Source organism: Haloarchaeobius iranensis (assembly GCF_900103505.1).
GTDB classification, from domain to species: Archaea; Halobacteriota; Halobacteria; order Halobacteriales; family Natrialbaceae; genus Haloarchaeobius; species Haloarchaeobius iranensis.
Window position 1 is genome coordinate 56,217 of record NZ_FNIA01000009.1, and the last position, 23,145, is coordinate 79,361.

A 23,145-nucleotide genomic window follows, 5' to 3' on the forward strand; every position below is an offset into this window, starting at 1 on the left:
TCGCCACAGCAGCGGGACGGGGCTGTGAAAACCGGAGGCTACGACTTCTCGGCGATGCGGTCCGCGCACTCGAAGCCAGCCAGAACCCCACCGTTGAGCGACCGTTCGGGGTACTGCGCGCGACTCGCCATCCCGGCGTAGTAGACGCCATCGGCCACCTCGTCGGCGAGGTCGTACGGGACGACCATGTCGAGGTAGCCGCGCTCGTAGACCGGGGCAGCCCGGGGGTTCCGCGAGATGCGGACCTCCTCGACCTGCTCGTCGTCGAAGTCGGGGAACATCTCCCCGATGTGCTCGAGCCAGCGCGACTCCACCTCGTCTTCGTCGGCCTGCCAGAGCCACTCCTCGGGCGACTGGACGTAGCTCGCGACGTACAGCAGGTGGTCGCCGCCGTAGCGCTCCGGCGGGACGAAGTTCGTGTGCTCGATGAGCGCGCCGAACGGCGCGTCGTGGGCGACGTTCAGCCAGTAGGTTTCGTCCATGAGCGACTCGGACAGCGTGAGGACCGCACAGACCGCGCCCTGGAAGTCGATGTCGCACTCGAAGCCGGTGAGGTCCTCCAGCACGTTCGGCATCGCGGCGACGACGAGCGCGTCCAGTTCGTGGGTCTCGCGGCCGTCGTCGGTCTCGACGGTGACGGACTCGACCGCGGCGGACGCCGTGGTGTCCGGGCCGCCCTCGGTCGCCACGGCGCCGCCGTCGGCCGTCGCGGAGCCGCCATCGCCGGTCTGGAGGTCGACGACGCGTGCACCGGTCTGGACGTGCTCGCGGCCCACGCCCTCGATGAGCGCGTCGATGAGGGTCGCGAAGCTGCCGTCGAAGTAGCCCAGCTGCTCGCCCTTCAGGAGGTCGCGCTCGCCCCGGAACTTGATGCGCCCGAGCAGCCACGCCGCCGACACGTCGTCCTTCCGGTCGCCGAACTTCGCGTCCAGCAGCGGTTCGAAGAAGTTCTCGTAGACGCCCTTCGTCGTGTGCTCGACCAGGAACTCCCTGATGGGCACGTCCTCGTACGATTCGAGGTCGTCGTACGTGTCGAAGCTCGGCACCCCGCCCCGGACGTCCACCTCCATCGTGAGCATCCCGAGGCGGAACTTGTCGTAGAGGCTCATGTGGGGGTAGGCGGCGATCTCCCAGATGGTGTTGAGGGGGTGGACGACGCCGTCGACGTAGTAGCCGTCGTTGCCGTATATCCACTCGACGCGGTCGCCGACGCCGAGGTCCTCGGCCAGCTCGACGATGGTCTCCTCGGACTTCGAGAGGTGGTGGTAGAACTTCTCGATGGGGTCGCCCGAGGTCTCGTACACCGCGGCGAGCCCGCCGAGGTCGTCGCTCGCCTCGAAGACGCGCACGTCGTGGCCGTGGCGCTGGAGGCGGTACGCGGCGGCGAGCCCGGCGATGCCGCCACCGACGATGCCGACTGTCATGCTTCGTGGTCGGACACCGGGGGCGATGTGTCTTTTGGATGCCGGTCGACCGCTTCGTGCCCCCTCCGACGTTTACAATCAGTGTAAACTCCCGCCGCCGGCGAAGTGTTTTTAGAGAGTCACCGACAACAGGACACCAGTGACGCAGCCGACCCATCGCCTCCCGACGAACCGCCGTATGCGCCCCGCGTGAGCCGTTCGTGGGGATGGACGACGGCAGCCCGGGTCGGTCATACGACTGTTCTCTGCCGCGCCGAACTCCCGACGACGACGGGCACCGATTGCTGACCGGAATCAGCGGGTTTTAGGCCCGCACGAGAGTTCACGACAACATGAGCCACGACGACTTCCCGACGGAGCAGCCAGCGGTGGTGACGTGTGGGTTGCCGTACGCGAACGGCGACCTGCACGTCGGCCACCTCAGATCGTACACGGCCGGTGACGTGCTGAGCCGCAGCCTGCGGAAGCTGGGTCAGCAGACGGCGTTCGTCTGCGGGTCGGACATGCACGGCACGCCCATCGCGGTGAACGCGGACGAACAGGGTGTCTCGCCCGAGGCGTTCGCGACGCAGTACCACGAGCAGTACGAGGAGACGTTCCCGCAGTTCAACGTCCAGTTCGACAACTACGGCCACACGCACGACGAGACGAACACGGAGCTCACCCAGTCCATCGTCCGGCGGCTGGAGGACGAGGGCTACGTCTACGAGAAGGAGATCAAGGTCGCCTGGGACCCCATCGAGGACCAGCCGCTCCCGGACCGCTACGTCGAAGGTACCTGTCCGTACTGCGGCGAGCACGCCCGCGGCGACGAGTGCGACGAGGGCTGCGGGCGACACCTCGAACCCGGCGAGATCGAGGACCCCGTGTCGACACGCACCGGCAACCCCGCCGAGTACAGAGAGCGGCCGCACCGGTTCTTCGAGGTGTCGGAGCTGTCGGAGTACCTGAGCGGCTTCCTCGACCGGCTGGAGGGCACGTCGAACGCCCGGAACCAGCCCCGCGAGTGGATCGAGTCCGGGCTGGAGGACTGGTGTATCACCCGGGACCTCGACTGGGGCATCGACTACCCCGGCGAGGAGGACCTCGTGCTGTACGTCTGGGTGGACGCCCCCATCGAGTACATCTCGTCGACGAAGCAGTACAGCGAGCGCGTCGGTGCCGACGAGTACGACTGGGAGCAGGTCTGGCGGGAGACCGAGTCGGGCGAGGCGGGCGGCGAGGTCGTCCACGTCATCGGCCGCGACATCATCCAGCACCACACCATCTTCTGGCCGGCGATGCTGGAGGTCGCGGGCTACTCGGAGCCCCGTGCCGTCTGTGCGACGGGGTTCGTCACCATCAACGGGAAGGGCCTCTCGACGAGCCGGAACCGCGCCATCTGGGCGCAGGAGTACCTCGACGAGGGGTTCCACCCGGACCTCCTCCGGTACTACCTGACGACGATGGGCGGCTTCCAGCAGGACCTCGACTTCTCCTGGGACCGCTTCCAGGAGCGGGTCAACGGCGAGCTGGTGGGGACGGTGGGGAACTTCCTCTACCGGAGCCTCCTGTTCGCGTACCGGAACTTCGGCGGGACGCCCGACGCCGAGCTCTCCCCGGAGGTCGAGGAGCGTATCCAGCAGGCCGTCGACGACTTCAGCGCCGCGGTCAACGAGTACGAGGTCCGGAAGGCGGGCGACGCCGCGGTGAAGCTCGCCCAGTTCGGCAACGAGTACATCCAGCGCAACGAGCCCTGGAAGCTCGACGACGACGAGGCCGCGCCGGTCATCCGCGACTGCGTGCAGCTCGCGAAGGCCGTCACGGTACTCATCGAGCCCGTCGCCCCGGACAAGGCTGAGGCCGCGTGGGCGCAGGTCGGCGGCGAGGCCGACGTGCACGACGTGACCCTCGACGCCGCGTTCGAACCGCCCGCGGCGGCGTTCGACGAACCTGCCGAACTGTTCGAGCAGGTCGAGGACGAGCGCGTCGAGGAGCTGAACGAGAAGCTCGCGGAGCGCGTCGCCGAGACGGCGTCGGGCGACGATACGGACGACGGAACCGAAAGCGACGAGTCCACGGACGCCGACGAGGCGGACGTGACCGACGAACTCGAACCCCTGCTGGAGGACCGCATCGGCTTCGACGACTTCGAGGCCCTCGACATCCGCGTCGGGCGCATCGAGACCGCGGACCCCGTCGAGGACGCGGACAAGCTGGCGAAGCTCGAGGTCGACATCGGCGTCGAGACGCGCCAGGTCGTCGCGGGCATCAGGCAGCTCCACGACCTCGACGCGCTCCCGGGCACGAAGGTCGTCCTGCTGGCGAACATGGAGAAGGCAGAGCTGTTCGGCGTCGAGTCGAACGGGATGGTGCTCGCCGCGGGCGAGCAGGCCGACCTGTTGACGACCCACGACGACGCGGAACCGGGGACGAAGGTCCGCTGAGCGGGCGGCGAACGGGGTGCTGCCGTCCCGTGCGACGGTTCAGATGTCGGTGACGAGGTCGGCGAAGTCCTCGGTCGGGATGGCCTCCATCGTCTGCATGTCGAGTCCGTGGCGTTCCATCGCGAGTGCGACCCGGAACGCCTCGTCGCGGCCGGCGGCGTCGAAGACGACGACGAAGTCGTAGTCCCCGAGGATGGCGTAGGTGTCCTCGAGCGTCGCGTCGAACTCCTCGGTCTCGACCTTGAGTTCGCCCCAGACCGTGGCGAGCTCCTGGACGTTGTTGATGTTCCTGTCACGGAGCTGGACCAGCGAGATGTACGTGGCCATGCGCAGGAGGACTCACCGGGGGCTTGTGAGTCTGTTGCCGATAGAAATTGGGACTCTGCCGTCGGTTGGCCCTGCGTGACAGAACTACTCGAAACCGAGTTAATCATGGGTCTTTTTGACCCGGTCGGCCGTAACGAGTGCCATGAGAAACGCGAAGATCGTCTGTACGCTCGGGCCAGCGAGCGAGTCGATGAGTGCGATCCGGGAGCTCGCCGAGGCGGGGATGTCCGTCGGCCGGATCAACTCGAGCCACGGCAGCCTGGAGAGCAGAGCCGAACTCGTCGAGCACCTCCGGCAGGTCGACCAGGAGACGGCCGACCCGGTCGCGACGATGGTCGACCTCCAGGGGCCGGAGGTCCGGACGGCACCGCTCTCTGCACCCATCACGGTCGAGACGGGGTCGACGGTCCGGTTCGTCGAGGGCGACACCGCCACGCCGACCGAGATCGGCCTCTCCTACGGCATCCAGGCCGTCAGCCCCGGCGACAGCATCCTCCTCGACGACGGTCGCATCGAGACGACCGTCGAGCGCGTCGAGGACGATGCGGTCGTCGCACACGTCGACGCCGGCGGCGAACTCGGCGGCCGCAAGGGCGTCAACACACCGGGCGTGGACCTGGACCTCGATGTCGTCACCGAGAAGGACCGGGACGACCTGCGACTGGCCGCCGAGCACGAGGTGGACTTCGTCGCGGCGAGCTTCGTCCGGAGCGCGAGCGACGTGGTCGAGGTGTCGGAGGTGCTGGAGGAGCTCGATGCCGACATCCCGGTCATCGCGAAGATCGAGCGCGCCGGCGCGGTCGAGAACCTCGACGAGATCATCGACACCGCCTACGGCGTGATGGTCGCACGCGGCGACCTCGGCGTCGAGTGCCCGATGGAGGACGTCCCGATGATACAGAAGCGCATCATCCGCAAGTGCCGGGAGACCGGGACGCCGGTCATCACCGCGACGGAGATGCTCGACTCGATGGTCGAGCAGCGCCGGCCGACCCGCGCGGAGGCCTCCGACGTCGCCAACGCCGTCCTCGACGGCACCGACGCGGTGATGCTCTCCGCGGAGACGGCAGTCGGCGACCATCCCGTCGACGTCGTCGAGACGATGGACCGTATCGTGCGCCAGGTCGAGCGCAGCGGTGAGTACGAGCAGCTGAACGAGCAGCGGGTTCCCTCTGCCGGCGACTCGCGGACCGACGCGCTCGCCCGGTCCGCGCGCTACCTCGCCCGCGACGTCGGGGCCACCGCAGTCGTCGCCGCCTCGGAGTCCGGCTACACCGCGCTGAAGACGGCGAAGTACCGTCCCGGGGTGCCCGTGGTGGCGACGACGCCGACGGACCGGGTCCGTCGCCAGCTCTCGCTGACCTGGGGCGTCGCCCCCCAGTACGCCCCGTTCGACGCCGACGGCATCGACGCCGTCATCGAGAACGCGGTGCAGGCCGCGCTCGATTCTGGCGTCGCTGACAGCGGCGACACGGTCGTCGTGCTCTCCGGCATGATGACGGAGCTCGAGGGCACCCAGACGACGAACACGCTCAAGGTCCACGTCGCGGCGGAGACGCTGGCGACGGGTCGGTCGGTCGTCTCCGGCTACGTCACCGGGCCGGTGGTGCGCGTGCCCGGCGGCGACATCTCGGACGTCCCCGAAGGTGCGATCCTCGCGCTCGACCCCGGCTTCGAGGGCGAGTTCGAGGGCGACGTGACCCGCATCGGCGGCATCGTCGACGCACGGCCCGGCATGACGGGGTATCCCGCGATGGTCGCCCGGGAGGTGGACGTGCCCATGGTCAGCGGCGCGAACCTCGGGGACGCCGCCGACGGCACGACCGTCACGCTCGACGCCGACCGGGGCGTCGTCTACGACGGCGAGATAGGGCGGCGCGAGGACGCGGGCTCCCGACCCACCGGGGTTTAGTAGCCGCATCACCTAGCGGGAGCCATGGAGGACGAATCGACACGGGCCGACCCCGAGGCCGACACCGGCACGTCGCGCACCGCTCAGTCGGCGGCTGCGGACGACGAAGCCGACGGCCCCGCCACCGCGGACGACGAGTTCGAGTGGGTCGACGACGGCGACTGGGACCCGCCGAACGTCGAGCAGCGCGCGAGCGACGACGCACAGGCCGTCTCGGTCGGCTACGTCGACATGGACGAGATTATCGAACCCGGCGACGTGGCCCTCGAGAACGCGGTGTTCGTCGCCATCGGCGTGCTCGGGAGCATCGCCCTGCTGTTCTACATCGTGCAGCTCGCGGGCTGACGCCAGCCACCGGGGCTGCGAAATGTTAATCGGTCGCGGCTCCTAACTCCGACCATGGCACCGCTACTCGACGTCGACTTGCTCCCGTTCCTGCTGTTTCTGGCCGGCACGGGGCTGATGATACTGGAGGCGCTCGCCCCGGGCGCGCACTTCATAGTCATCGGCGTCGCCCTGTTCGTCGCGGGGCTGGTCGGGATGCTGTTCTCGCCGCTCGGCACCGCGCCGGCGATGGCGATAATGGTCCTCGTCGTCGGACTCGCGACCCTCTGGGTGTACCGGGAGTTCGACTTCTACGGCGGGAAGGGCAGCGGGCAGACCAGTAGCTCCGACGACCTGCGCGGGAACCGCGCGACGGTGACAGAGACGGTCACCGCGACCGACGGGCAGGTCCGTATCGTCGAGGGTGGCGGCTTCAACCCGAACTACAGCGCTCGGACGGAGTTCGGCGAGATATCCGAGGGGACCGAGGTCATCGTGACGGACCCCGGCGGCGGCAACGTCCTCACCGTGGCACCGACCGACCGGGAGGACGAGATAGACCGGGAACTCCGCCGCGAGCGGGAACGCCGGGACCACGAGGCCGCGACGGACCCCGACGGCGAGAACGAGGACGTCGAACCGGCGTGACCGGGCAGTGGGGCTAACCGGGCTGATTCCCCACGACGTATCGGATGGATTACAAACGGGAAGGCTTTTGTCAGTCTCGCCGTGACTTTAATTATGGAACCGACTCCGCTCCAGACACTCCCGGCGCTTGGGTTCGTCTTCGCGATTATCGGGATTCTGATAATCGTCGCCCTGGCGTCGGCGGTCAAGATCGTCCAGCCGACTGAGAAGCGGACACTCACCGTCCTCGGGCAGTACCGCGGACTGCTCGAACCGGGCATCCACTTCGTCCCGCCCTTCGTCTCCAGTACGGTGAGCTTCGACATGCGGACACAGACGCTCGACGTACCGCCGCAGGAGGCCATCACCCGCGACAACTCGCCGGTCGTCGCGGACGCCGTGGTCTACATCCGCGTCATGGACGCGGGCAAGGCGTTCCTCGAGGTCGAGGACTACAAGAACGCCGTCGAGAACCTCGCCCAGACCACCCTCCGCGCGGTCATCGGCGACATGGAGCTCGACGACACGCTGAACAAGCGGCAGGAGATCAACGCCCGCATCCGCGAGGAGCTCGACGAGCCGACCGACGAGTGGGGCGTCCGGGTCGAGAGCGTGGAGGTCCGCGAGGTCAACCCCTCGAAGGACGTCCAGCAGGCGATGGAGCAGCAGACCTCCGCCGAGCGCCGTCGCCGTGCCATGATCCTCGAGGCACAGGGTGAACGGCGCAGTGCGGTCGAGAAGGCAGAGGGTGACAAGCAGTCCGAGATCATCCGCGCACAGGGGCAGAAGCAGAGCCAGATCCTCGAGGCGCAGGGTGACGCCATCTCGACGGTGCTGCGTGCGAAGTCCGCCGAGTCGATGGGCGAGCGTGCGGTCATCGACAAGGGCCTGGAGGCGCTGGAGCACATCGGGACCAGCGAGTCCACGACGTTCGTGCTGCCCCAGGAGCTGTCGTCGATGCTCGGCCGCTACGGCAAGCACCTCACGGGCAGCGACATCAAGCAGAGCGAGAGCGACCTCTCGAGCCAGGACTTCGACGCCGAGACCCGCGAGATGCTCGGGCTCGACGACATCGAGGAGATCATCGGCCAGATCGACGAGGAGGCCGAGATGGACGTCGAGAAGATGGAACAGCAGGCAGAGGCCGTCAAGCAGGGACAGGACCCGCGCCAAATCAAGAGCTCCGACGAGGTCATCGACGAGGCCGACGACGAGTTCACCGGCGGCGACTACGACGTCGAACAGGACATGGGCGACGACGAGGAGCTGACCGAGACGGAGTAGCCGACCCACTCCTGACAAGCGAAGCGGTTTTATCGCTGGAGAAAGTATCGAATATTAGTATATGGGGGACTCCAGCGACGTCGACGAGCGCAAACGGGCCACGCTCAAGCGGTTCGCCGCGGTCGGGGCGGCCAGCCCGTTCGCCCGGTTCGCCGACGTCGACTCGCCTGACACCGGCGAGAACGAGGTGCGCGACGCCATCACCGGCTACCTCACCGCCACCCCCGGCGCACACTTCTCGAAGCTCCGCGACGACCTCAAGCTCGGCACCGGCGAGACCCAGCACCACCTCCGCCGCCTCGCCGACGACGGGAGCGTCGAGGTGTACCGCGACGGCGACTACAAGCGGCTCTACCCCGCGGGTCGGTTCACCGACTTCGAGAAGCGAGCGCTCGGCTACCTGCGCCGCGAGACGCCGCGCGGGATGCTGGTCGAACTGCTCCGGACGCCGGAGGCGACGGGCAGTCACCTCGCGGACGTCCTTGACGTCTCCCGGCCGACGGTCAGCAAGTACGCGGGCGAACTCGACGACGCGGGTCTCCTCTCGCGCGAGCAGGGGTACCGGGTCGAACGCCCCGAGACGGTGCTGATGCTCGTCGTGAGGTACGCGGACTCGTTCGACGAAAACGCAGCGGGTCTGGCGGCGGAGGCGGACTCGCTGGTCCGCTTCGACGGCTGACTACGCGACGGTCGGCGTCGGCAGCGTCTCGCCGACCGGATGGTCGGTGTCCTCGTCGAGTGCCGACAGGTACGAGCGCACGCTGACGTGGTCCGACTCGCCGCGACAGCAGGGCAGCACGGCGACGATGTCGTCGCTTCGGCGGGCCACGGTACAGACGAGTGGCGTGACGAGCGTCTCCACGTGGTCGCCGGTGATGGCGTTGTCCTCGATGCGGTGGGAGAACGCTGGCTCGAGCGTGACCCCCGCACGCTCTGCCCACTCCTCGAACTCCCGGTACTGGGTCGTCACTTCGTTGGGTACGGTCACGTCGACCGCGCTCGGCCAGGTGTGGAACTCGTAGCCCGCGACGATTCCGCGGTCGACGAGCTCTTCGACAGTCTCGATTGCGTGTTCTCTCGGCCCGGTGACCGACGTGTGCGCCCTGACGTACACGTCGATAGTGAGCGGTGCTGTTTCCATAACTCCCGAACTGTATAACATTATCTTTGGTTATAATTCTGTGTGCTCGCGGCACACTCAGCCGGAGCTACCGGTTCGCGGGGGAGTCACGGCGTGACTGGGGGACCACGCCGCTCTCGAACGTTATCTGCCGCGGACCCATCAGGGGGCCGCGACGAAAGATGACAGACGGTTGGGATTGCGAGCCGAGTCAGGCCGTGACCTTCCAGGTCGTCGAGGAGGAGTAGCCCCACTTCTCGACGTCCACGTCGAACTCGCCGCGCTGAATGGCGGTCATGTTCGTGCCGACCTCCTTCGCGGTCATCTCGAGGTCGTCACCGATGAGTCGGGACTTGAAGTAGGTCTTCGTCTGCGCCTTTTCGCGGAGGTACTCCAGGATCCGGTGCTGCTTGGTCGAGAGGTCGGTCGTCGCGGCCGTGCTCGTGCTCATACATCCTCGTATGCGAACGACCGTCTTAGGGGGTTTGGTACGCCCAGTTAATCGGCCGCCGTCGGGCGATTTTCGACCGTAAAGTCGCCGGAACGAACCGCACTCGACCCCCGGTTGGTACGGGTGGTTAACGTCCCGGGAACGGGACGGTTCAGAAAGTTCTTACCGACGGCTCGCCGAGAAACGGCCAATGAGCGAGGAGTCGGTCTCGGTGAGCGTCGTCCTCCCGGCCTACAACGAAGCCGCGACCATCAGGACGACCGTCGAGACCACGCTTGCGACCCTCTCGGCGTTCCTCTCTGACGACGAGTTCGAGGTCATCGTCGCGGAGGACGGCTGCGAGGACCGTACACCCGAGATCGCCGACGAGATGGCCGCCGAGGACGACCGGGTGCGACACTTCCACGCAGACGAGCGGCTCGGCCGCGGCGGCGCACTCGAACGCGCGTTCCGTGCGAGCCACGGTGACACACTCGTCTACTTCGACACCGACCTCGCGACGGATATGCGTCACCTCGAGGAGCTAGTCGAGAGCGTCCGCACCGAAGGGTACGACGTCGTCACCGGCTCGCGCTGGATGGCCGGGAACGTCGCCGACCGCCCCGCGAAACGCGGCGTCCCGAGCCGCGTCTACAACGGGCTGGCGCGGCTGTTCCTCCGGTCGGACCTGCGCGACCACCAGTGCGGGTTCAAGGCGTTCGACCGGGCGGCGCTCTTTGCCCTGCTGGACGACGTGCAGGACCGGCACTGGTTCTGGGACACCGAGGTGCTCGTCAAGGCACAGCGTCGCGGCTTCCGCGTGAAGGAGTTCGCGGTGGACTGGGAGCCGAAGGGCGACACGAAGGTCGACCTGGTGCGGGACGTGTTCGGGATGGGCAGCCAGATACTCCGGACGTGGTGGGAGCTGTCGGTCTCGCCACGGGTCAACCGGCGGGTCGGCATCGTCGCCGGCACGCTGCTGACGTTCGTCGCGGTCTTTCTCATGGTGTTCCACTACCTCGAGCCCGACAAGGTCTGGTCTAACCTCCAGGCGGCCGACCTCACACTCGTCGGCGTCGCTGCCGCCATCTACGTCGTCTCGTGGCCGCTGCGCGGGCTGCGGTACCGGGACATACTGGAGGAGATTGGGTTCGAGTCACGCGTCGGCTTCCTCACGGGTGCCATCTTCATCAGCCAGACGGGCAACCTCGTGTTCCCGGCCCGTCTGGGCGACGGCGTCCGGGCGTACGTGATGAAGGCCCGGCGCGACGTGCCGTACTCCTCCGGCTTCGCGTCGCTGGCGGTCGAACGCGTCTTCGACCTGCTCACCATCACGGTGCTCGCAGGGTCGGTGATGATCGCACTCGTCGTCAGCGGTGACGCGAGCCAGGTCGCCAGCGCGCTCGCCGGCGAGACGGTCGGGCCGCGCTACGAGTCCGCCGCCCGGTACGCGAGCTACGTCGCCGCGTTCGTCGGGACCGCAGCGGTGGTCGCCGTCGTCGCCATCGTCGCCTCTGCGCGGTCGGACCGGAACCTCGTGCGGCCGGTCGTCGACCGCCTCAGCGACGACTCCTACGCGATGGAGGTCGTCGCGGTGGTCGAGGGCTTCGTCGGTGACGTCCAGACCGTCGCGGGCTCCCGGCGCTCGTTCGCGATCGTCGGCGGCTCGAGCCTGCTCGTCTGGACGCTCGACGTGGTGACCGGCATCGTCGTGATGCTCGCTGTCGGCATCCAACTGCCCGTGGCGACGCTCGTCGCCATCGGCTTCTTCGCGGTCAGCGTCGGCAACCTCGCGAAGGTGCTCCCGCTCTCGCCCGGCGGCGTCGGGCTGTACGAGGGCGCGTTCACGGCGCTCGTCGTCGGGCTCGCGCCGGGCATCACCGTCGAGCTCGCGCTGACGGCCGCCATCGTCGACCACGCGGTGAAGAACGTCGTCACCGTGGTCGGCGGACTCGGTTCGATGCTCGCGCTGAACGTCTCGCTCACCGAGGCCGTCGAGGAGAGCACGGAGGCCCGGGAGGGCGGCGAGGCCGTCCCGACCGAGTCCTAGTCGTCGTAGCTCGCGGTGACGAACGGGCCGAGCGCGCCTGCAACCGCCGACCGGAGTGCGTCCTCTCTGTCCACGGTTCCGCCGGTGAAGATGCCGATGGCGCCCTCGCCGCGGGCGACGCCCTCGCGGTCGAACGCGTCGTCCATCACCGGGCCCAGCTCCTCGCCCGCCCGGACCCGTTCGGTCACGCTGTCGGGCAGGCGAACGCTCGGGCCGGCGGCGAGCTCGACGCGCTCGCCGTCGGTGACGGCGGCCCACATCACGAGGTAGAGGTCGTCGGTTCCCAGCGTGGCCACCCCGCCCTCGATGCCGACGCCGAGAGTGTAGCCGCCGGCCTCGTAGGCGCGGCGCGCGCGGTTCGACGCACCGGTTCTGGTCTCCGCCAGCCCGGTCGGCTGCTCGGCGACGCCGGAGTCGATCATCACCGCGTCGACGGTCGCTCCGGGGAGGTCGCCGATTGCCGCCTCGGTCGCCGCGACTTTCACCGGGTTCTCGCTGCCGACTGCGACTCGCATATCAACGCGTCACACTGCGAGCGGGATGTGTGTTGTCCTCTGCGGGCCGGAACGACAATATATGAATGTTATGATTTTTATTCACGAACCGCCGCTTCGGCCCACGAATCGAGAGGATACGAAAAGAGTTCCAAAATGTTTATACGTGGGCACTACGACTCGTGTCTACAGTACCAGCGCTTCCGGTTTCTCCAGGTTGAACCCCTGGCCGGTAGCCTCCGCCTTCGCACCTATGACGAACGCACGAACCCGAACACGACCAGGAGACGAGGAACAGAGCGACGAACAGACCAAAGACAGCAGCCTCAGCTGTCCCGAATGCGGCGGCCAGGTCCTCAGCGAGGGGTCCGAGACCGTCTGCGGTGACTGCGGCCTCGTCGTCGAGGAGGACCAGGTCGACCGCGGCCCCGAGTGGCGCGCGTTCGACGCCCAGGAGAAGAACGAGAAGTCCCGCGTCGGCGCGCCGACGACGAACACGATGCACGACAAGGGCCTCTCGACGAACATCGACTGGCGGAACAAGGACGCCTACGGTAACTCGCTGGGCTCGCGCCAGCGCGAGAAGATGCAGCGCCTGCGCAAGTGGAACGAGCGCTTCCGCACCCGCGACAGCAAGGAACGCAACCTGAAGCAGGCTCTCGGCGAGATCGACCGGATGGCCAGCGCGCTCGGCCTGCCGGACAACGTCCGCGAGACGGCGTCGGTCATCTACCGCCGCGCGCTGAACGAGGACCTGCTCCCCGGTCGCTCCATCGAGGGCGTCGCGACGAGCTCCGTCTACGCCGCCGCGCGACAGGCGGGCGTCCCGCGCAGCCTCGACGAGATCAGCGACGTCTCCCGCGTCGAGAAGAACGAGGTCGCACGGACGTACCGCTACGTCGTCCGCGAGCTGGGGCTCGAGGTCCGGCCGGCCGACCCCGAGAGCTACGTCCCGCGCTTCGCGTCCGGGCTCGAGCTCTCCGACGAGGCCGAGCACCGCGCCCGCGCGCTGCTCCAGAACGCCAAGGAGAAGGGCGTCCACTCCGGCAAGTCGCCGGTCGGCCTCGCGGCCGCCGCCGTCTACGCCGCCTCCCTGCTCACGAACGAGAAGACGACGCAGGCCGCGGTCAGCGACGTAGCCGACATCTCCGAGGTCACCATCCGGAATCGCTACCACGAGCTGCTCGAAGCCGAGGACAACCTCGGCCTCGTCTGAGCGGTCGGCACCACCGAGACGACATCGCAACGCGAGCCGAGATTCGTTCTCCGACGCGGAACGCATCCCGGAGTTGTGCCGCCACCGCGTAGGCTTTTGACGGTCGGCACGACAGTCAGTCCATGGACTTCGACTCGTTCGTCCTCTGTGCGAGCACGGCGGACCTCGGTGCGGAGCCGGCGGCTCGTGAACACGCCGACGCCGTCGAGTTCCGGATGGACCTCGCGAGCGACCCGCTCGAAGCGCTCGACGATTACGACGGCGAGCTACCGGTGCTGGCGACGAACCGGGCCGGTTGGGAGGGTGGCGACGGTGGGGACGACGACGAGCGACTCGACGCCCTGGCGACGGCGGCGACCGTGGCGCCCGTCGAGGCCGTCGACCTCGAACTGGCGTCGGTGCAGGACGGCGACGGGAGGAGCGTGGTCGAGCAGGCCCGTGGGGCGGGCGTGAGTGTTGTCGTCTCCACGCACGACTTCGAGGGGACGAGCGACGGCGAGACGATGGCGACGGCGCTCGACGCCGGGCTGGAACACGGCGACGTGGCGAAGCTCGCCGTCACGGCGACCGACCGTCGGTCGGTGCTCTCCCTGCTCGCGCTCACGAACGAGTACGACCGCGCGGGCGACCCCGTTGCGACCATCGCGATGGGCGAGGCGGGACGGCACTCGCGGGTCGTCGCACCCCTGTACGGCTCGCGTATCGGCTACGCGCCGCTCGACCCGGCGGACGCGACCGCGCCGGGGCAGTTCGACCTCGCGACGACGGCGCGGCTCGTCGACGAGCTGTCGCCGCAGTGAGGCGGTCGCTGGGGCGACCCGACCCGAACCGTATTCAGGGACGACGACGGACGTGCGTGTATGGGACGGACTCGACGGCTCGTCGCGGTGCTGCTCTCGTTCCTGTTCCCGGGGCTCGGCCACGTGTACGTCCGCCGGTTCCGCCGCGGGCTCGGCTTCGCGGCGACGGCGGTCGGGGTCGTACTCCTGCTCGGGCCGGCGATCCCGACGAGTGGTCCGGTGGTCGAGCGGGCGCTCGCGGCCTGGGAGTCGGCGTCGTTCGGGGTCAACGTCGCGCTGAGCGCCGTCGAGTTCGCCGCGATGCTCGACGTCTACCTCCTCGAGCGGTCGACCGACGACCCCGATACGACAGCGAGCTGTCCGAACTGCGGCCGTGAACTGGACGAGGCGCTCTCGTTCTGCCCCTGGTGCGCCCACGAACTCCCCACCGAGTAGCCGGAATTTATGACGTTGGAGGTACATTATTTCGTCCAGCCAGTTCGACGAGCCGATGGCTGGCGATTGTCCCCGTCTGAACACCGATTTCTGCCCGCCTTTCCGGTAGTAGCGGGTGGTTATTGTCCCTAAGCCGCTCCTAAAAACGTCGTTTTCGTGTCGGAAAAGAAAGGGTAGCTTCATACCATCGTACGAGTATCTTGTGGCTAGATACAGGCACATGGACAACGAAACCTCGGAGACCCACGATAGGGGGGTCTCGGAGCTGTTGGGGCTCGTCCTGCTGTTCGGGATGGTGGCGGTGGGCATCGCGGCGATACTGCTTGCCGGCTCGGTGGCCGTCGACAGCATCCAGGAGGAGGCATCGGTCAGTTCGGCGCAGATGGGCATGCACGAACTCGACGCACGGGTCGGCGACACGGCCAGTGGCCCCGTGGGCATCGACCTCGGGAGCCGTGACGGCGCGTACCGCGTCGTCAGGAACGGTTCGGTCAGCTTCACCGTCAACGAACAGGCGAACTGCTCGGCGACGACACCGCTCGGGAGCGTCCAGTACCACGACCGGCGGGGCAATCGGCTCGCGTACGAAGCGGGCGGTATCTGGCGGCTCGACAGCGACGGCGGCGTCTCGATGGTGTCACCGCCGGAGATCGAACACAGGGACGGCACGCTGTCGATGGACCTGACGAACATCTCCGGCCAGTTCGACGGCGGACAGGCCGTGATGCGGTCGGCCGAGACGGACGACGAAGATATCGTCGAGCAGCTCTACCGCGGCGGTCCGGGGTGCTTCCCGCCCGAGAACATCACCGTCACGGTGGAGAGCCGGTTCTACGAGGCGTGGGGCCGGTTCTTCGCGGACCGTCTGAACGAGTCGACGACGGTCGTCGACGACAGCACGGGGACGGCCTCGGTCCGGCTCCCCATCGACTCGGCCTTCGCGGCGGACGCGTCGAACGACTCCGTGACCTCGAGCACGCAGTTCAACGCGACGGTCGAGCTGCTGGGAACGGAGCTGTCCGGGCTCGATAACAGCAGTGAAATCGCCATCTACGGCCTCACGACGTTCCGCATCGTCGCCGATGGCGACGAGTACACGCCGTGGCCCGACGGCGACCCGGACGATGGTATCGCTGCCGAGGCCGCAGAGGACGACGTGAACGACCCAACCGAAGGCGAGCACCAGTCGTATCAGCTGACGGACCGCGAGCAGGGGACGGCCATCACGGTCAGGGCCACCTCGTGGACGTGTAACGACTGGGAAGATTCGTACCAGGACATCACCGTCGACGGGACCAGCTACGACCAGCACCGCTGTGAGGAGGCCAACGACAAGCGCATCTCGCTCAATTCCTCCGGGGAGAGCTCGAACCTCGTCGTGCTGGAGGACGGCGAGGCGGTGCCCAACTTCGGCGCGGCGGGCGCGGAACAGCGCGGCCTCGACGAGATACTCGGTTCGCGCATCGACGGGACCGGGACGCTCCAGCTCGCGCCCAACGAGTTCGTGTTCCTCTACGAGCTCTCCGAGGAGAACGCCGACCCGGCCAACGCCGGCGGCTCCGGGGACCCCGACTACAACGACGCGGTCGTGCTCGTGACCATCGAGCAGTCCTGGAACAACACCGGGGACCTCTCCATCCGCATCGAGAAGGACCAGATCATCGTCGAGGACGACGAGGAGGAGAACAGCCTCGCGGTGCCGTAACTGCCTCCGACGGCCCGCGAGACACGGCGCTCCAGCTGAGCCCGCAGCGACGGAGACCGTCTCGTCGGCCGGTCACTTCTCGACGATGCTCTCCTCGATGGCCTCGCCGAAGTGCCGGGCCGTGTCCTCGTAGTAGACGAGCAGCTCGTCACCCTCCGCGAGGTCGGTGATGGCCGTCCGGCCGTCGCGCGTGTGGACCTTGATTGTCTCGGCGTTCTGCAGCAGCGTCTCGAAGCGGTCGCCGTCGCGCTCCAGTTCGACCCGGAACATCGGACGCTGTTCGATCTTCGCGCGACCGACGATGGCCTCGCGCGTGTGGCCCTCGGTGTCGACGACCTGCACCTCGTCGCCGGAGCCGACCTCGCTCAGGTACTTGGTCCCACCGCCGGGCGTGCGAACGTACGCGTGGACCGCGCCGGCGTTCACGCGGAACGGGCGCGAGGCGACGTACGGCGACTCCGCGGTCTCCGCGTGGACGAACACCAGCCCGCGGCTCATCGAGCCGACGAGCATCCCCTCGTCGTGGTCGAGCAGCGAGCCCGTGTCGACACAGACCCGGTCCGCGCTGCCGGTCTGCTCGACGGTGCGGACCGTCGCCCACGAGAGGTCGAGCTGTTCGCGTTCGGACTCGTCGCGCACCTCGACCGTGCGCCGAATCTCGTCCGGGTCGTCGCTGTCGAGCAGGACGGCGTCGGCACCCAGCTCCAGCGTCTCGAACGCCGTGCGGGCGTCCTCGGAATCCGAGACGCCCGCAACCAGGGCGGTCTCCTCGCCGATGCGTGCGATGAGGTTCTCCAGGGGGATGATGGTCCAGTCCTCCCCGACGACGATGGTGTAGTCGGCCGTCTCCGCCGCCGCCTCGGCGAACCGCTCGTACTCCTGTCCGAGAATGCGGACGTAGGCCCCGTCGGCGTTCCCCCGGCGCAGCGTCGAGAGATCGGCAGAGCCGGAGAGGTCCGCCGGGAACTCGACCGTGCCGTCGCCCTCGCCCTCCTTCCCGACGACGTACGCGTCGGGTTCGACCGGCTCTTCCGCCGCTGCCTCCGACTCGCCCTCCGCGTCGTCGATGACGTCCACGTCGCCGCCGCTCCGGAACGCCGCGACGTTCACCGCACCGAGCTCGCGGACGCGCTCGACGTCCCAGTCGTCGACGAGGACCCAGTCGACGCCGGCCTCCAGGCCGGCGGTGATGCGGCGCTTTCGCGCCTCCCAGTCGCCGACGGCGTCGTCGGCCTTCAGCCAGACTTCGCGTGTCATGCTCGCACCGTCGACCGGTGGTGGCTTGAACGTGGCGTTCGCGACGAGAACGGCTGTCATCGGTGTCACTGTCTCTCGACGGGGGAAACCGAAGAGCGTGGACCGCGAACATCCAGAGAGTACCGAGCGTAGTGGGACTCTCTTTCCCCGATAACAGCCAGAAAGCCCCGGCCGTCTCGACTCGGGAGGCTCGCTGCGCTCCTCGTTCCTGCGGTGCTTGCGTCGCCTGCCTTCGACGAGACTGCCGCCCCTTTCAATCCCACCCGACCGCACAGCACCGCGCCTCACACCTCCCCAACCGATTGCGGTGCTCGCTGCGCTTCGCTCCTCATCCCTCGCACGAGCGTCGGCGAGACGCGCTCCCTTCAGTCGCGCAGTCTCGCCAGGCCGCGCGCCAGCCGGCTGATTGGTCACCATCGCCCGCAGCGAGTTTACAAATATTATAAACCTGTCGAGTGTGCGCTACGACTTTGGCCCCAGGTACCCCCACGCCTGCAGGCGGTCGCCCTCGCCGTCGATCCAGCGCTCGCCGATGTCGTCGCGGTAGTACATGTTGGGCATGACGATGTCGCCGATGCGGCCGTAGCACTGCTCGCGGGCCTCCTGCATCGTCTCGCCCGTCCCGGTGACGACGATGGGCATCCCGGACTCGCCGGCGGCACGCCACTGGCCGTCGATGCGCTTCGCGTCCTCGATGTGGATGCCCTCGCGGCTCTCCGTCTCGAAGACGACGGCGGCGTTGCGGGAGTTCTCGTCGTACGTCTGCTCGTCGTCGAACGGGAACGGCGGGAGCACGATGCGGACACCGATCTGGTAGCCACGGTGGACGTCGAGGTCCGGGTCGTTGCCGTGGGCGAGGTCGAAGAAGAAACGGCCGGTGCTGGACTCGAAGGACTCCTCCTGCAGCGCGATGGTCGGGTAGCCGAAGCGCGGCGTGAACTCGAGCGGGTAGATGCCGTTCTCGTTCACGATGCAGTTGATGTCGATGCTACCGACGTAGCCCTCGTCGGCGAGCCAGCTCTCCAGCTTGCCCAGGGTCTCCTCGAACAGCCGGTTGCGGCCGGCCCAGAACATCGCGGTGCCCATCTCGCCCGTGGAGGGGCCGATGTTGCCCGGGAAGAGTTTCTTGTGCTCGAAGTTGAAGTTCACCCGGTCGACGAACGAGCTGCCGTCGAAGAAGCCACAGACGGCGATCTCCACGCCCTCGACCTTGCGCTGGAGCTGGAACCCCTTCATCCGGTGGCCCCACGCCTTCTCGTACGCCCGCAGCACGTCAACGACGTCGCTGCCGTCGTCCTCGTCGCCGACGTACAGGAGCCGTTTGACGTTCTGCACCTCGCCCAGGGGCTTGATGACGTACGGGGCAGGGTGCTCCTGGACGTGCCCGATGGCTGCGTCGAAGTCGTGGAACACGTGGTGCTCGATGGTGGTGACGCCGTGTTCCTCGAGCACGTCCATCGCGTAGCCGCGGTCCTCCTCCAGCCGGTCAGTGTTCGGTGTCCCACCCACGACGGCGGTGCCCTGCTCCCGGAGGTCCCGGGCGAGTTCGCCTGTGCCGACGTCGTCGCCGACCCAGATGTCGTCGAAGACGACGACGTCGGCCCAGTCGACCTCGGCCCGCCAGTCGTCGGTCTTCGGGACGAAGCCGTCGCCGATCTCCTGGTCGCTCTCGGCCTCGATGTAGTACTTGACGCCGTGGCCCTCGCGGTGGACCTGCCGGTGACCAGTGCGGCGTCGGCGGAGACGAACAGGAAGTGCTTGGAGTCCATGGCTGTGGTCGTGTCGGGCCGCACGTCGCGGCGTCCAACTGGGACCCACGAGTGCCACGGTGAAAAAACGGGAGCGTGAGGGACGCAGGCGCCCCTGACCGAAAGCGGTGGGTTCGACGGGGATTCCAGGGGCACGTACCGGAGAAATTTAAGTGAATACGGGTTCCACTCTGCAACAGTATGCGACTCACAGTGGTACTCGTCGGCCTGTCGTTGCTCGTCTCCCCCATGGCAGTAGCTGCCGGCCCCGCGGTGGCATCGGCGAGCACGACTGACACCGACGTGACGCTCCGTGTGACGGTGGTGAACGCGCAGGGTGACCCCCTGGGCAACGCCGAGGTGACGGTCTCGTACGACGGTGAGGAACAGACGAGCGGGACTGTCGCGACCGGTGAGGTGCTGTTCGACGTGCCGGAGGGCGCGACCGTCGAGATAACACCGAGCCACCCGATGCTCGTGAAGAACAACCCGGTGACGGTCGAGAACGTCGAGGGCACCACCGACGTGACGGTGACGATGTACCCGTCGGCGACAGGGGAGATATCCGTCGTCGACGCGAGCGGGAACGCTGTGAGCGATGCGGACGTCCAGCTTCGGAAGGACGGGCGCACGGTGCTCGCCGACACCGGGACGACCGGCAACGACGGGACGTACACGACTCCGACGCTCGAACGCGGCAACTACACCGTCGAGATCACGAAGCCGGGGTACTACGAGGAGCGTCGGACGGTCAGGCTCTCCGGCGATACGGACGTGCCCGTCGAGGTCGAGCAGGGCAGTGTCACGGTCGACTTCAGCGTCGTCGACGCCCACTTCGACCCCGCCGAGCCGCTCCGGGCCAACATCGAGATCGAGGACGCGAGCGGGACCATCGGTACGTTCCGGACCGACGGCAGCGGGAACCGGAGCGTCAGCCTCGACGTGAACACGCGCTACACGGTCACCGTCGACAAGGAGGGCTACGAGACCGTCAGCACGACCTTCCGCATCGGCGAGCGCGACCGGACCCGGACGTTCGCGATCGTGCGGACGCCGCGGTTGACGGTCGAGCCGATGAACACCCAGGTCGTGGTGGGCCAGAGTGTCCGGGTCGACGTCACCAACGAGTACGACGAGCCCGCGGCCGGCGCCGAGGTGCGCATCGACGGCGAAACGGTCGCGACGACCGACGAGAGCGGCACCGCCACGCTCACCGTCGAACAGGCCGGCGAGGTCGAGCTCACCGCGGTCAACGGCTCGGCCGAGTCGCCGGGTGTCATCATCGAGGCCTTCGAGCCGCGGACCGACACCCCGACGGGGACCGCAACGGCGAACGGGACCGCGACGCCGTCGGCGAACGAGACCACGCAGGCACCGGGGACGACCGAGGGGGCGGACGACGGTGGGACGCCGGGCTTCGGCGTGGCCGTCGCACTCGTGGCGCTGGTCATCGCTGCACTGCTCGCACGCATCCGGGACTAACGCGGGTCCCCGGGCGTGGACTACTCGAACAGTCCTTCGTGGCGCGACGCGAGGTCGGTGTAGGCCCCCGACGAGTAGGCGGACGCTATCTCCTCCGGTTCGACGGTCGTCTCCGACAGCGGCACGACCGTCGCGGGGACGCCGCGGGCGAACGACTCCGGCGGGACCGCGAACCCGTCCGGGAGGACGGTTCCGGCCGCGATGACGCTCCGTTCGCCGACGGTCGCTCCCGAGTTCAGGGTCGCGTTGATGCCCACCAGCGAACCGGCCTCGACGGTGGCATCGTTCAGCACTGCGCCGTGGCCGACCATGACACGGTCGCCGACCTCGCTGGCGTGGAACACGGCCGTATCCCCCACGTGTGACTCCGCACCGACGCGGACGGTTCCCACGTCGCCCCGGAGGACGACGCCCGGCCAGACGCTCGCATCGGGCTCGATACGGACGTCACCGACCAGGGTGGCGTCGCGGGCGACGAACGCGTCTTCGTGGACGGTCGGCGTGGTCGACTCGAACGCGTAGTTCCGACGGTCTACCATGTCGTTTGGTATCGTGACACAGTACCAAAACCGTTCGTGTCGACGTCGCTCACGTTCGTCGACGGGGGTGTGCTTCGTCCCCTCGGACACGTGAGCCGGGCCCACTGAACGGGCTCTCACTCCGCGTTCGACTCGAACCCTGATTCGACCCTCGATTCTCTCGTGACGGTTAATGACGCCGCGAGCGATGCTGTGGACGTGCTTGGGCGGCGGTCGACGACGCAGTCGGTGCCATCCGCGGGTGGGGCCGCGATGGCCGAGGCGAGAGCGCCAGCACGACTCCTGTCATAGCTCGGTGGGCGCGACACGCGACCCGCCGCTATTCCTCTCGGTGACGAGCGATGCCGTTACTCCTGCCCAGTGATGCGCTGGCCGACGGTCCGGCCGTTCTCGAAGGCGAGGTGGACACGGCCCTCGCCGGCGACCCAGTCGCCCGCGACGTAGAGCCCGGCGTCCTCGGCACAGCGGGCGTCGTCGGCGTCGATGCTCGAGTCCGGGAGCGCGTAGCGCCAGCCCTGGTCGTCGACCCAGTCCGGCTCCGTCAGTCGGTCGTCGTCGAGGAGCGCCGCGACGAGCGAGGCGACGGCGTCGGCAGCGGAGTCCAGCGGCTCGTCGTAGTGCTCGACCGACCAGTCCGGAGCCATCTGGGCGACGAGCAGGCCCTCGCCGTCGGGCACGTGGTCGGGTTTGCACGCCTCGCGGGAGAGCCAGCCGACGGGGTGGTCGCGGTCCGGGTTCACGAGCGCGTACCACGGCCGGTCGAGTTCGAACGGATAGTGCAGCAGCACCGTCCGGATGGTCCGGAACTCGACGGCGTCGACGGCGGCGTGGAGTCGGGCCAGCCGGTCGTCGTCCCAGTCCGTCGCGGCGAGCAGGTCGGCGGTCTGCGGTGCCGGTGGCGTCAGTACCAGCTCGTCGAACGGGCCGTATGTCTCGCCGTCGGTGTCGGTCAGCGTCCACCCGCCGTCGCTCCCGCGGGCGATGGACTCGATGCGGGTCTCGGTGTGGACGGACGCACCGCCGCGCTTCCTGACCCGCTTCGCGAACTGGGTGATACCTCGCGCGTAGGTCCACTTCGGCCCGTCACCGGCGCGACCTTCGGCGATCACGCCGTCGGCGTCGTGGGTCCACACCGGCAGCTCGATGTCGGCGAGGCCGTCGCTCCCGAGTTCGGCGAGGACTCCCTCGACCCAGTCGTCGCCGCCGGGTTTGATGTAGTTCGCGCCGTGGTCGTAGCGACAGCCGTTCCTGCGTCGGGTCGCGGCACGCCCGGAGATGCCTCTGGCCTTGTCGAACAGCGTCACCTCGGCCGCCTCGTCCCGGCAGGCGTCAGCCACGCCGACACCGGCGACGCCGGCCCCGACGACGGCGATAGTTCTGGTCATCGGCCGACACTGGGGACCGCGCCCCCATAGTCCCCGCGCCGGACTCGTTGGGAGAGGGTGGTGGGATGCGGCCGGTCCACAGTCGGCCGCACCGCGTGTGCCGTCCCCGAGGATGGCGAACAGACGACGCGCCGGCGGCTTCCGGGGTCACGCGACGGTG

Annotated in this window: 20 protein-coding genes and 1 pseudogene; 12 read left to right on the forward strand and 9 right to left on the reverse strand. The window is 68.1% G+C overall.

The annotated features are described in order from the left end of the window. Nucleotides 1-38: 38 nt before the first annotated feature. The gene (locus tag BLT27_RS09625; protein WP_089733277.1) at nt 39-1,424 is read right to left on the reverse strand and encodes an NAD(P)/FAD-dependent oxidoreductase; all 1,386 of its coding nucleotides are present in this window, start codon (nt 1,422-1,424) and stop codon (nt 39-41) included. Nucleotides 1,425-1,756: 332 nt separating this feature from the next. Between BLT27_RS09625 and metG the strand changes: the two genes are divergently transcribed. Next, on the forward strand, nt 1,757-3,850 hold the full coding sequence (metG, locus tag BLT27_RS09630) for a methionine--tRNA ligase (protein WP_089733279.1): 2,094 nt from the start codon (nt 1,757-1,759) through the stop codon (nt 3,848-3,850). A 39-nt stretch (nt 3,851-3,889) separates the two neighbouring features. On the opposite strand, the gene BLT27_RS09635 is transcribed toward metG, so the two are convergent. Next, complete coding sequence (locus tag BLT27_RS09635; protein WP_089733281.1) at nt 3,890-4,177, reverse strand: GYD domain-containing protein; 288 nt, start codon at nt 4,175-4,177, stop codon at nt 3,890-3,892. A 142-nt stretch (nt 4,178-4,319) separates the two neighbouring features. Between BLT27_RS09635 and pyk the strand changes: the two genes are divergently transcribed. The 5 genes from pyk (at nt 4,320) to BLT27_RS09660 (ending at nt 9,003) form a co-directional block, all read left to right on the forward strand. Beyond that, complete coding sequence (gene pyk / locus BLT27_RS09640; RefSeq protein ID WP_089733284.1) at nt 4,320-6,089, forward strand: pyruvate kinase; 1,770 nt, start codon at nt 4,320-4,322, stop codon at nt 6,087-6,089. 24 nt (nt 6,090-6,113) lie between these two features. Beyond that, a complete protein-coding gene (locus tag BLT27_RS09645; RefSeq protein WP_089733286.1) occupies nt 6,114-6,434 on the forward strand; it encodes a DUF7312 domain-containing protein in 321 nt (106 codons plus the stop codon). A 54-nt stretch (nt 6,435-6,488) separates the two neighbouring features. Further along, on the forward strand, nt 6,489-7,061 hold the full coding sequence (locus tag BLT27_RS09650; protein WP_089733288.1) for an NfeD family protein: 573 nt from the start codon (nt 6,489-6,491) through the stop codon (nt 7,059-7,061). Nucleotides 7,062-7,154: 93 nt separating this feature from the next. Next, nucleotides 7,155-8,324, forward strand: coding sequence for an SPFH domain-containing protein (locus BLT27_RS09655; RefSeq protein ID WP_089733290.1), 1,170 nt, complete (start codon nt 7,155-7,157; stop codon nt 8,322-8,324). 61 nt (nt 8,325-8,385) lie between these two features. Beyond that, on the forward strand, nt 8,386-9,003 hold the full coding sequence (locus tag BLT27_RS09660; RefSeq protein ID WP_089733293.1) for a winged helix-turn-helix transcriptional regulator: 618 nt from the start codon (nt 8,386-8,388) through the stop codon (nt 9,001-9,003). On the opposite strand, the gene BLT27_RS09665 is transcribed toward BLT27_RS09660, so the two are convergent. Continuing rightward, a complete protein-coding gene (locus BLT27_RS09665) occupies nt 9,004-9,465 on the reverse strand; it encodes an HTH domain-containing protein (RefSeq protein ID WP_089733295.1) in 462 nt (153 codons plus the stop codon). A gap of 190 nt (nt 9,466-9,655) precedes the next feature. Next, the gene (locus BLT27_RS09670; RefSeq protein WP_089733297.1) at nt 9,656-9,895 is read right to left on the reverse strand and encodes a DUF7123 family protein; all 240 of its coding nucleotides are present in this window, start codon (nt 9,893-9,895) and stop codon (nt 9,656-9,658) included. A 190-nt stretch (nt 9,896-10,085) separates the two neighbouring features. On the opposite strand from BLT27_RS09670, the gene BLT27_RS09675 reads away from it, so the two are divergent. Then, entirely contained in the window at nt 10,086-11,924 is a 1,839-nt protein-coding gene (locus tag BLT27_RS09675; protein ID WP_089733299.1) for a flippase-like domain-containing protein, read from the forward strand. On the opposite strand, the gene yjjX is transcribed toward BLT27_RS09675, so the two are convergent. Further along, nucleotides 11,921-12,439: an inosine/xanthosine triphosphatase gene (yjjX, locus tag BLT27_RS09680; RefSeq protein ID WP_089733302.1), complete on the reverse strand. Its 519-nt coding sequence runs from the start codon at nt 12,437-12,439 to the stop codon at nt 11,921-11,923. The genes BLT27_RS09675 and yjjX overlap by 4 nt on opposite strands. A gap of 232 nt (nt 12,440-12,671) precedes the next feature. Here yjjX and BLT27_RS09685 point away from each other — a divergent pair, with 232 nt between their 5' ends. The 4 genes from BLT27_RS09685 (at nt 12,672) to BLT27_RS09700 (ending at nt 16,574) form a co-directional block, all read left to right on the forward strand. Continuing rightward, nucleotides 12,672-13,634 (forward strand): transcription initiation factor IIB, encoded by a 963-nt coding sequence (locus BLT27_RS09685; protein WP_089733303.1) that lies wholly within the window; start codon nt 12,672-12,674, stop codon nt 13,632-13,634. Nucleotides 13,635-13,756: 122 nt separating this feature from the next. Further along, entirely contained in the window at nt 13,757-14,434 is a 678-nt protein-coding gene (locus tag BLT27_RS09690; protein ID WP_089733305.1) for a type I 3-dehydroquinate dehydratase, read from the forward strand. 60 nt (nt 14,435-14,494) lie between these two features. Next, complete coding sequence (locus BLT27_RS09695; RefSeq protein WP_089733307.1) at nt 14,495-14,869, forward strand: zinc ribbon domain-containing protein; 375 nt, start codon at nt 14,495-14,497, stop codon at nt 14,867-14,869. Between the two features lie 220 nt (nt 14,870-15,089). Further along, on the forward strand, nt 15,090-16,574 hold the full coding sequence (locus tag BLT27_RS09700) for a DUF7289 family protein (RefSeq protein WP_089733310.1): 1,485 nt from the start codon (nt 15,090-15,092) through the stop codon (nt 16,572-16,574). Nucleotides 16,575-16,646: 72 nt separating this feature from the next. Here BLT27_RS09700 and BLT27_RS09705 read toward each other — a convergent pair whose 3' ends face one another. Beyond that, nucleotides 16,647-17,831: a 3-dehydroquinate synthase II gene (locus BLT27_RS09705; protein WP_089733499.1), complete on the reverse strand. Its 1,185-nt coding sequence runs from the start codon at nt 17,829-17,831 to the stop codon at nt 16,647-16,649. 462 nt (nt 17,832-18,293) lie between these two features. Then, nucleotides 18,294-19,600 (reverse strand): annotated as a pseudogene (locus BLT27_RS09710) (phosphoribosylamine--glycine ligase). Nucleotides 19,601-19,780: 180 nt separating this feature from the next. On the opposite strand from BLT27_RS09710, the gene BLT27_RS09715 reads away from it, so the two are divergent. Further along, nucleotides 19,781-21,061: a carboxypeptidase regulatory-like domain-containing protein gene (locus tag BLT27_RS09715; protein ID WP_089733312.1), complete on the forward strand. Its 1,281-nt coding sequence runs from the start codon at nt 19,781-19,783 to the stop codon at nt 21,059-21,061. 20 nt (nt 21,062-21,081) lie between these two features. Here BLT27_RS09715 and BLT27_RS09720 read toward each other — a convergent pair whose 3' ends face one another. Both BLT27_RS09720 and BLT27_RS09725 read right to left on the reverse strand, forming a co-directional pair. Further along, nucleotides 21,082-21,600: a gamma carbonic anhydrase family protein gene (locus BLT27_RS09720; RefSeq protein ID WP_089733314.1), complete on the reverse strand. Its 519-nt coding sequence runs from the start codon at nt 21,598-21,600 to the stop codon at nt 21,082-21,084. A gap of 347 nt (nt 21,601-21,947) precedes the next feature. Beyond that, on the reverse strand, nt 21,948-22,985 hold the full coding sequence (locus tag BLT27_RS09725) for an NAD(P)/FAD-dependent oxidoreductase (RefSeq protein WP_089733316.1): 1,038 nt from the start codon (nt 22,983-22,985) through the stop codon (nt 21,948-21,950). Between the last annotated feature and the right edge of the window lie 160 nt (nt 22,986-23,145).

What these genes read in the sequence shown, in the direction of transcription:
- BLT27_RS09625 (WP_089733277.1), bottom strand. Translation starts at nt 1,424, where the DNA reads ATGACAGTCGGCATCGTCGGTGGCGGCATCGCCGGGCTCGCCGCCGCG.
- metG (WP_089733279.1), top strand. Translation starts at nt 1,757, where the DNA reads ATGAGCCACGACGACTTCCCGACGGAGCAGCCAGCGGTGGTGACGTGT.
- BLT27_RS09635 (WP_089733281.1), bottom strand. Translation starts at nt 4,177, where the DNA reads ATGGCCACGTACATCTCGCTGGTCCAGCTCCGTGACAGGAACATCAAC.
- pyk (WP_089733284.1), top strand. Translation starts at nt 4,320, where the DNA reads ATGAGAAACGCGAAGATCGTCTGTACGCTCGGGCCAGCGAGCGAGTCG.
- BLT27_RS09645 (WP_089733286.1), top strand. Translation starts at nt 6,114, where the DNA reads ATGGAGGACGAATCGACACGGGCCGACCCCGAGGCCGACACCGGCACG.
- BLT27_RS09650 (WP_089733288.1), top strand. Translation starts at nt 6,489, where the DNA reads ATGGCACCGCTACTCGACGTCGACTTGCTCCCGTTCCTGCTGTTTCTG.
- BLT27_RS09655 (WP_089733290.1), top strand. Translation starts at nt 7,155, where the DNA reads ATGGAACCGACTCCGCTCCAGACACTCCCGGCGCTTGGGTTCGTCTTC.
- BLT27_RS09660 (WP_089733293.1), top strand. Translation starts at nt 8,386, where the DNA reads ATGGGGGACTCCAGCGACGTCGACGAGCGCAAACGGGCCACGCTCAAG.
- BLT27_RS09665 (WP_089733295.1), bottom strand. Translation starts at nt 9,465, where the DNA reads ATGGAAACAGCACCGCTCACTATCGACGTGTACGTCAGGGCGCACACG.
- BLT27_RS09670 (WP_089733297.1), bottom strand. Translation starts at nt 9,895, where the DNA reads ATGAGCACGAGCACGGCCGCGACGACCGACCTCTCGACCAAGCAGCAC.
- BLT27_RS09675 (WP_089733299.1), top strand. Translation starts at nt 10,086, where the DNA reads ATGAGCGAGGAGTCGGTCTCGGTGAGCGTCGTCCTCCCGGCCTACAAC.
- yjjX (WP_089733302.1), bottom strand. Translation starts at nt 12,439, where the DNA reads ATGCGAGTCGCAGTCGGCAGCGAGAACCCGGTGAAAGTCGCGGCGACC.
- BLT27_RS09685 (WP_089733303.1), top strand. Translation starts at nt 12,672, where the DNA reads ATGACGAACGCACGAACCCGAACACGACCAGGAGACGAGGAACAGAGC.
- BLT27_RS09690 (WP_089733305.1), top strand. Translation starts at nt 13,757, where the DNA reads ATGGACTTCGACTCGTTCGTCCTCTGTGCGAGCACGGCGGACCTCGGT.
- BLT27_RS09695 (WP_089733307.1), top strand. Translation starts at nt 14,495, where the DNA reads ATGGGACGGACTCGACGGCTCGTCGCGGTGCTGCTCTCGTTCCTGTTC.
- BLT27_RS09700 (WP_089733310.1), top strand. Translation starts at nt 15,090, where the DNA reads ATGGACAACGAAACCTCGGAGACCCACGATAGGGGGGTCTCGGAGCTG.
- BLT27_RS09705 (WP_089733499.1), bottom strand. Translation starts at nt 17,831, where the DNA reads ATGACACGCGAAGTCTGGCTGAAGGCCGACGACGCCGTCGGCGACTGG.
- BLT27_RS09715 (WP_089733312.1), top strand. Translation starts at nt 19,781, where the DNA reads ATGCGACTCACAGTGGTACTCGTCGGCCTGTCGTTGCTCGTCTCCCCC.
- BLT27_RS09720 (WP_089733314.1), bottom strand. Translation starts at nt 21,600, where the DNA reads ATGGTAGACCGTCGGAACTACGCGTTCGAGTCGACCACGCCGACCGTC.
- BLT27_RS09725 (WP_089733316.1), bottom strand. Translation starts at nt 22,985, where the DNA reads ATGACCAGAACTATCGCCGTCGTCGGGGCCGGCGTCGCCGGTGTCGGC.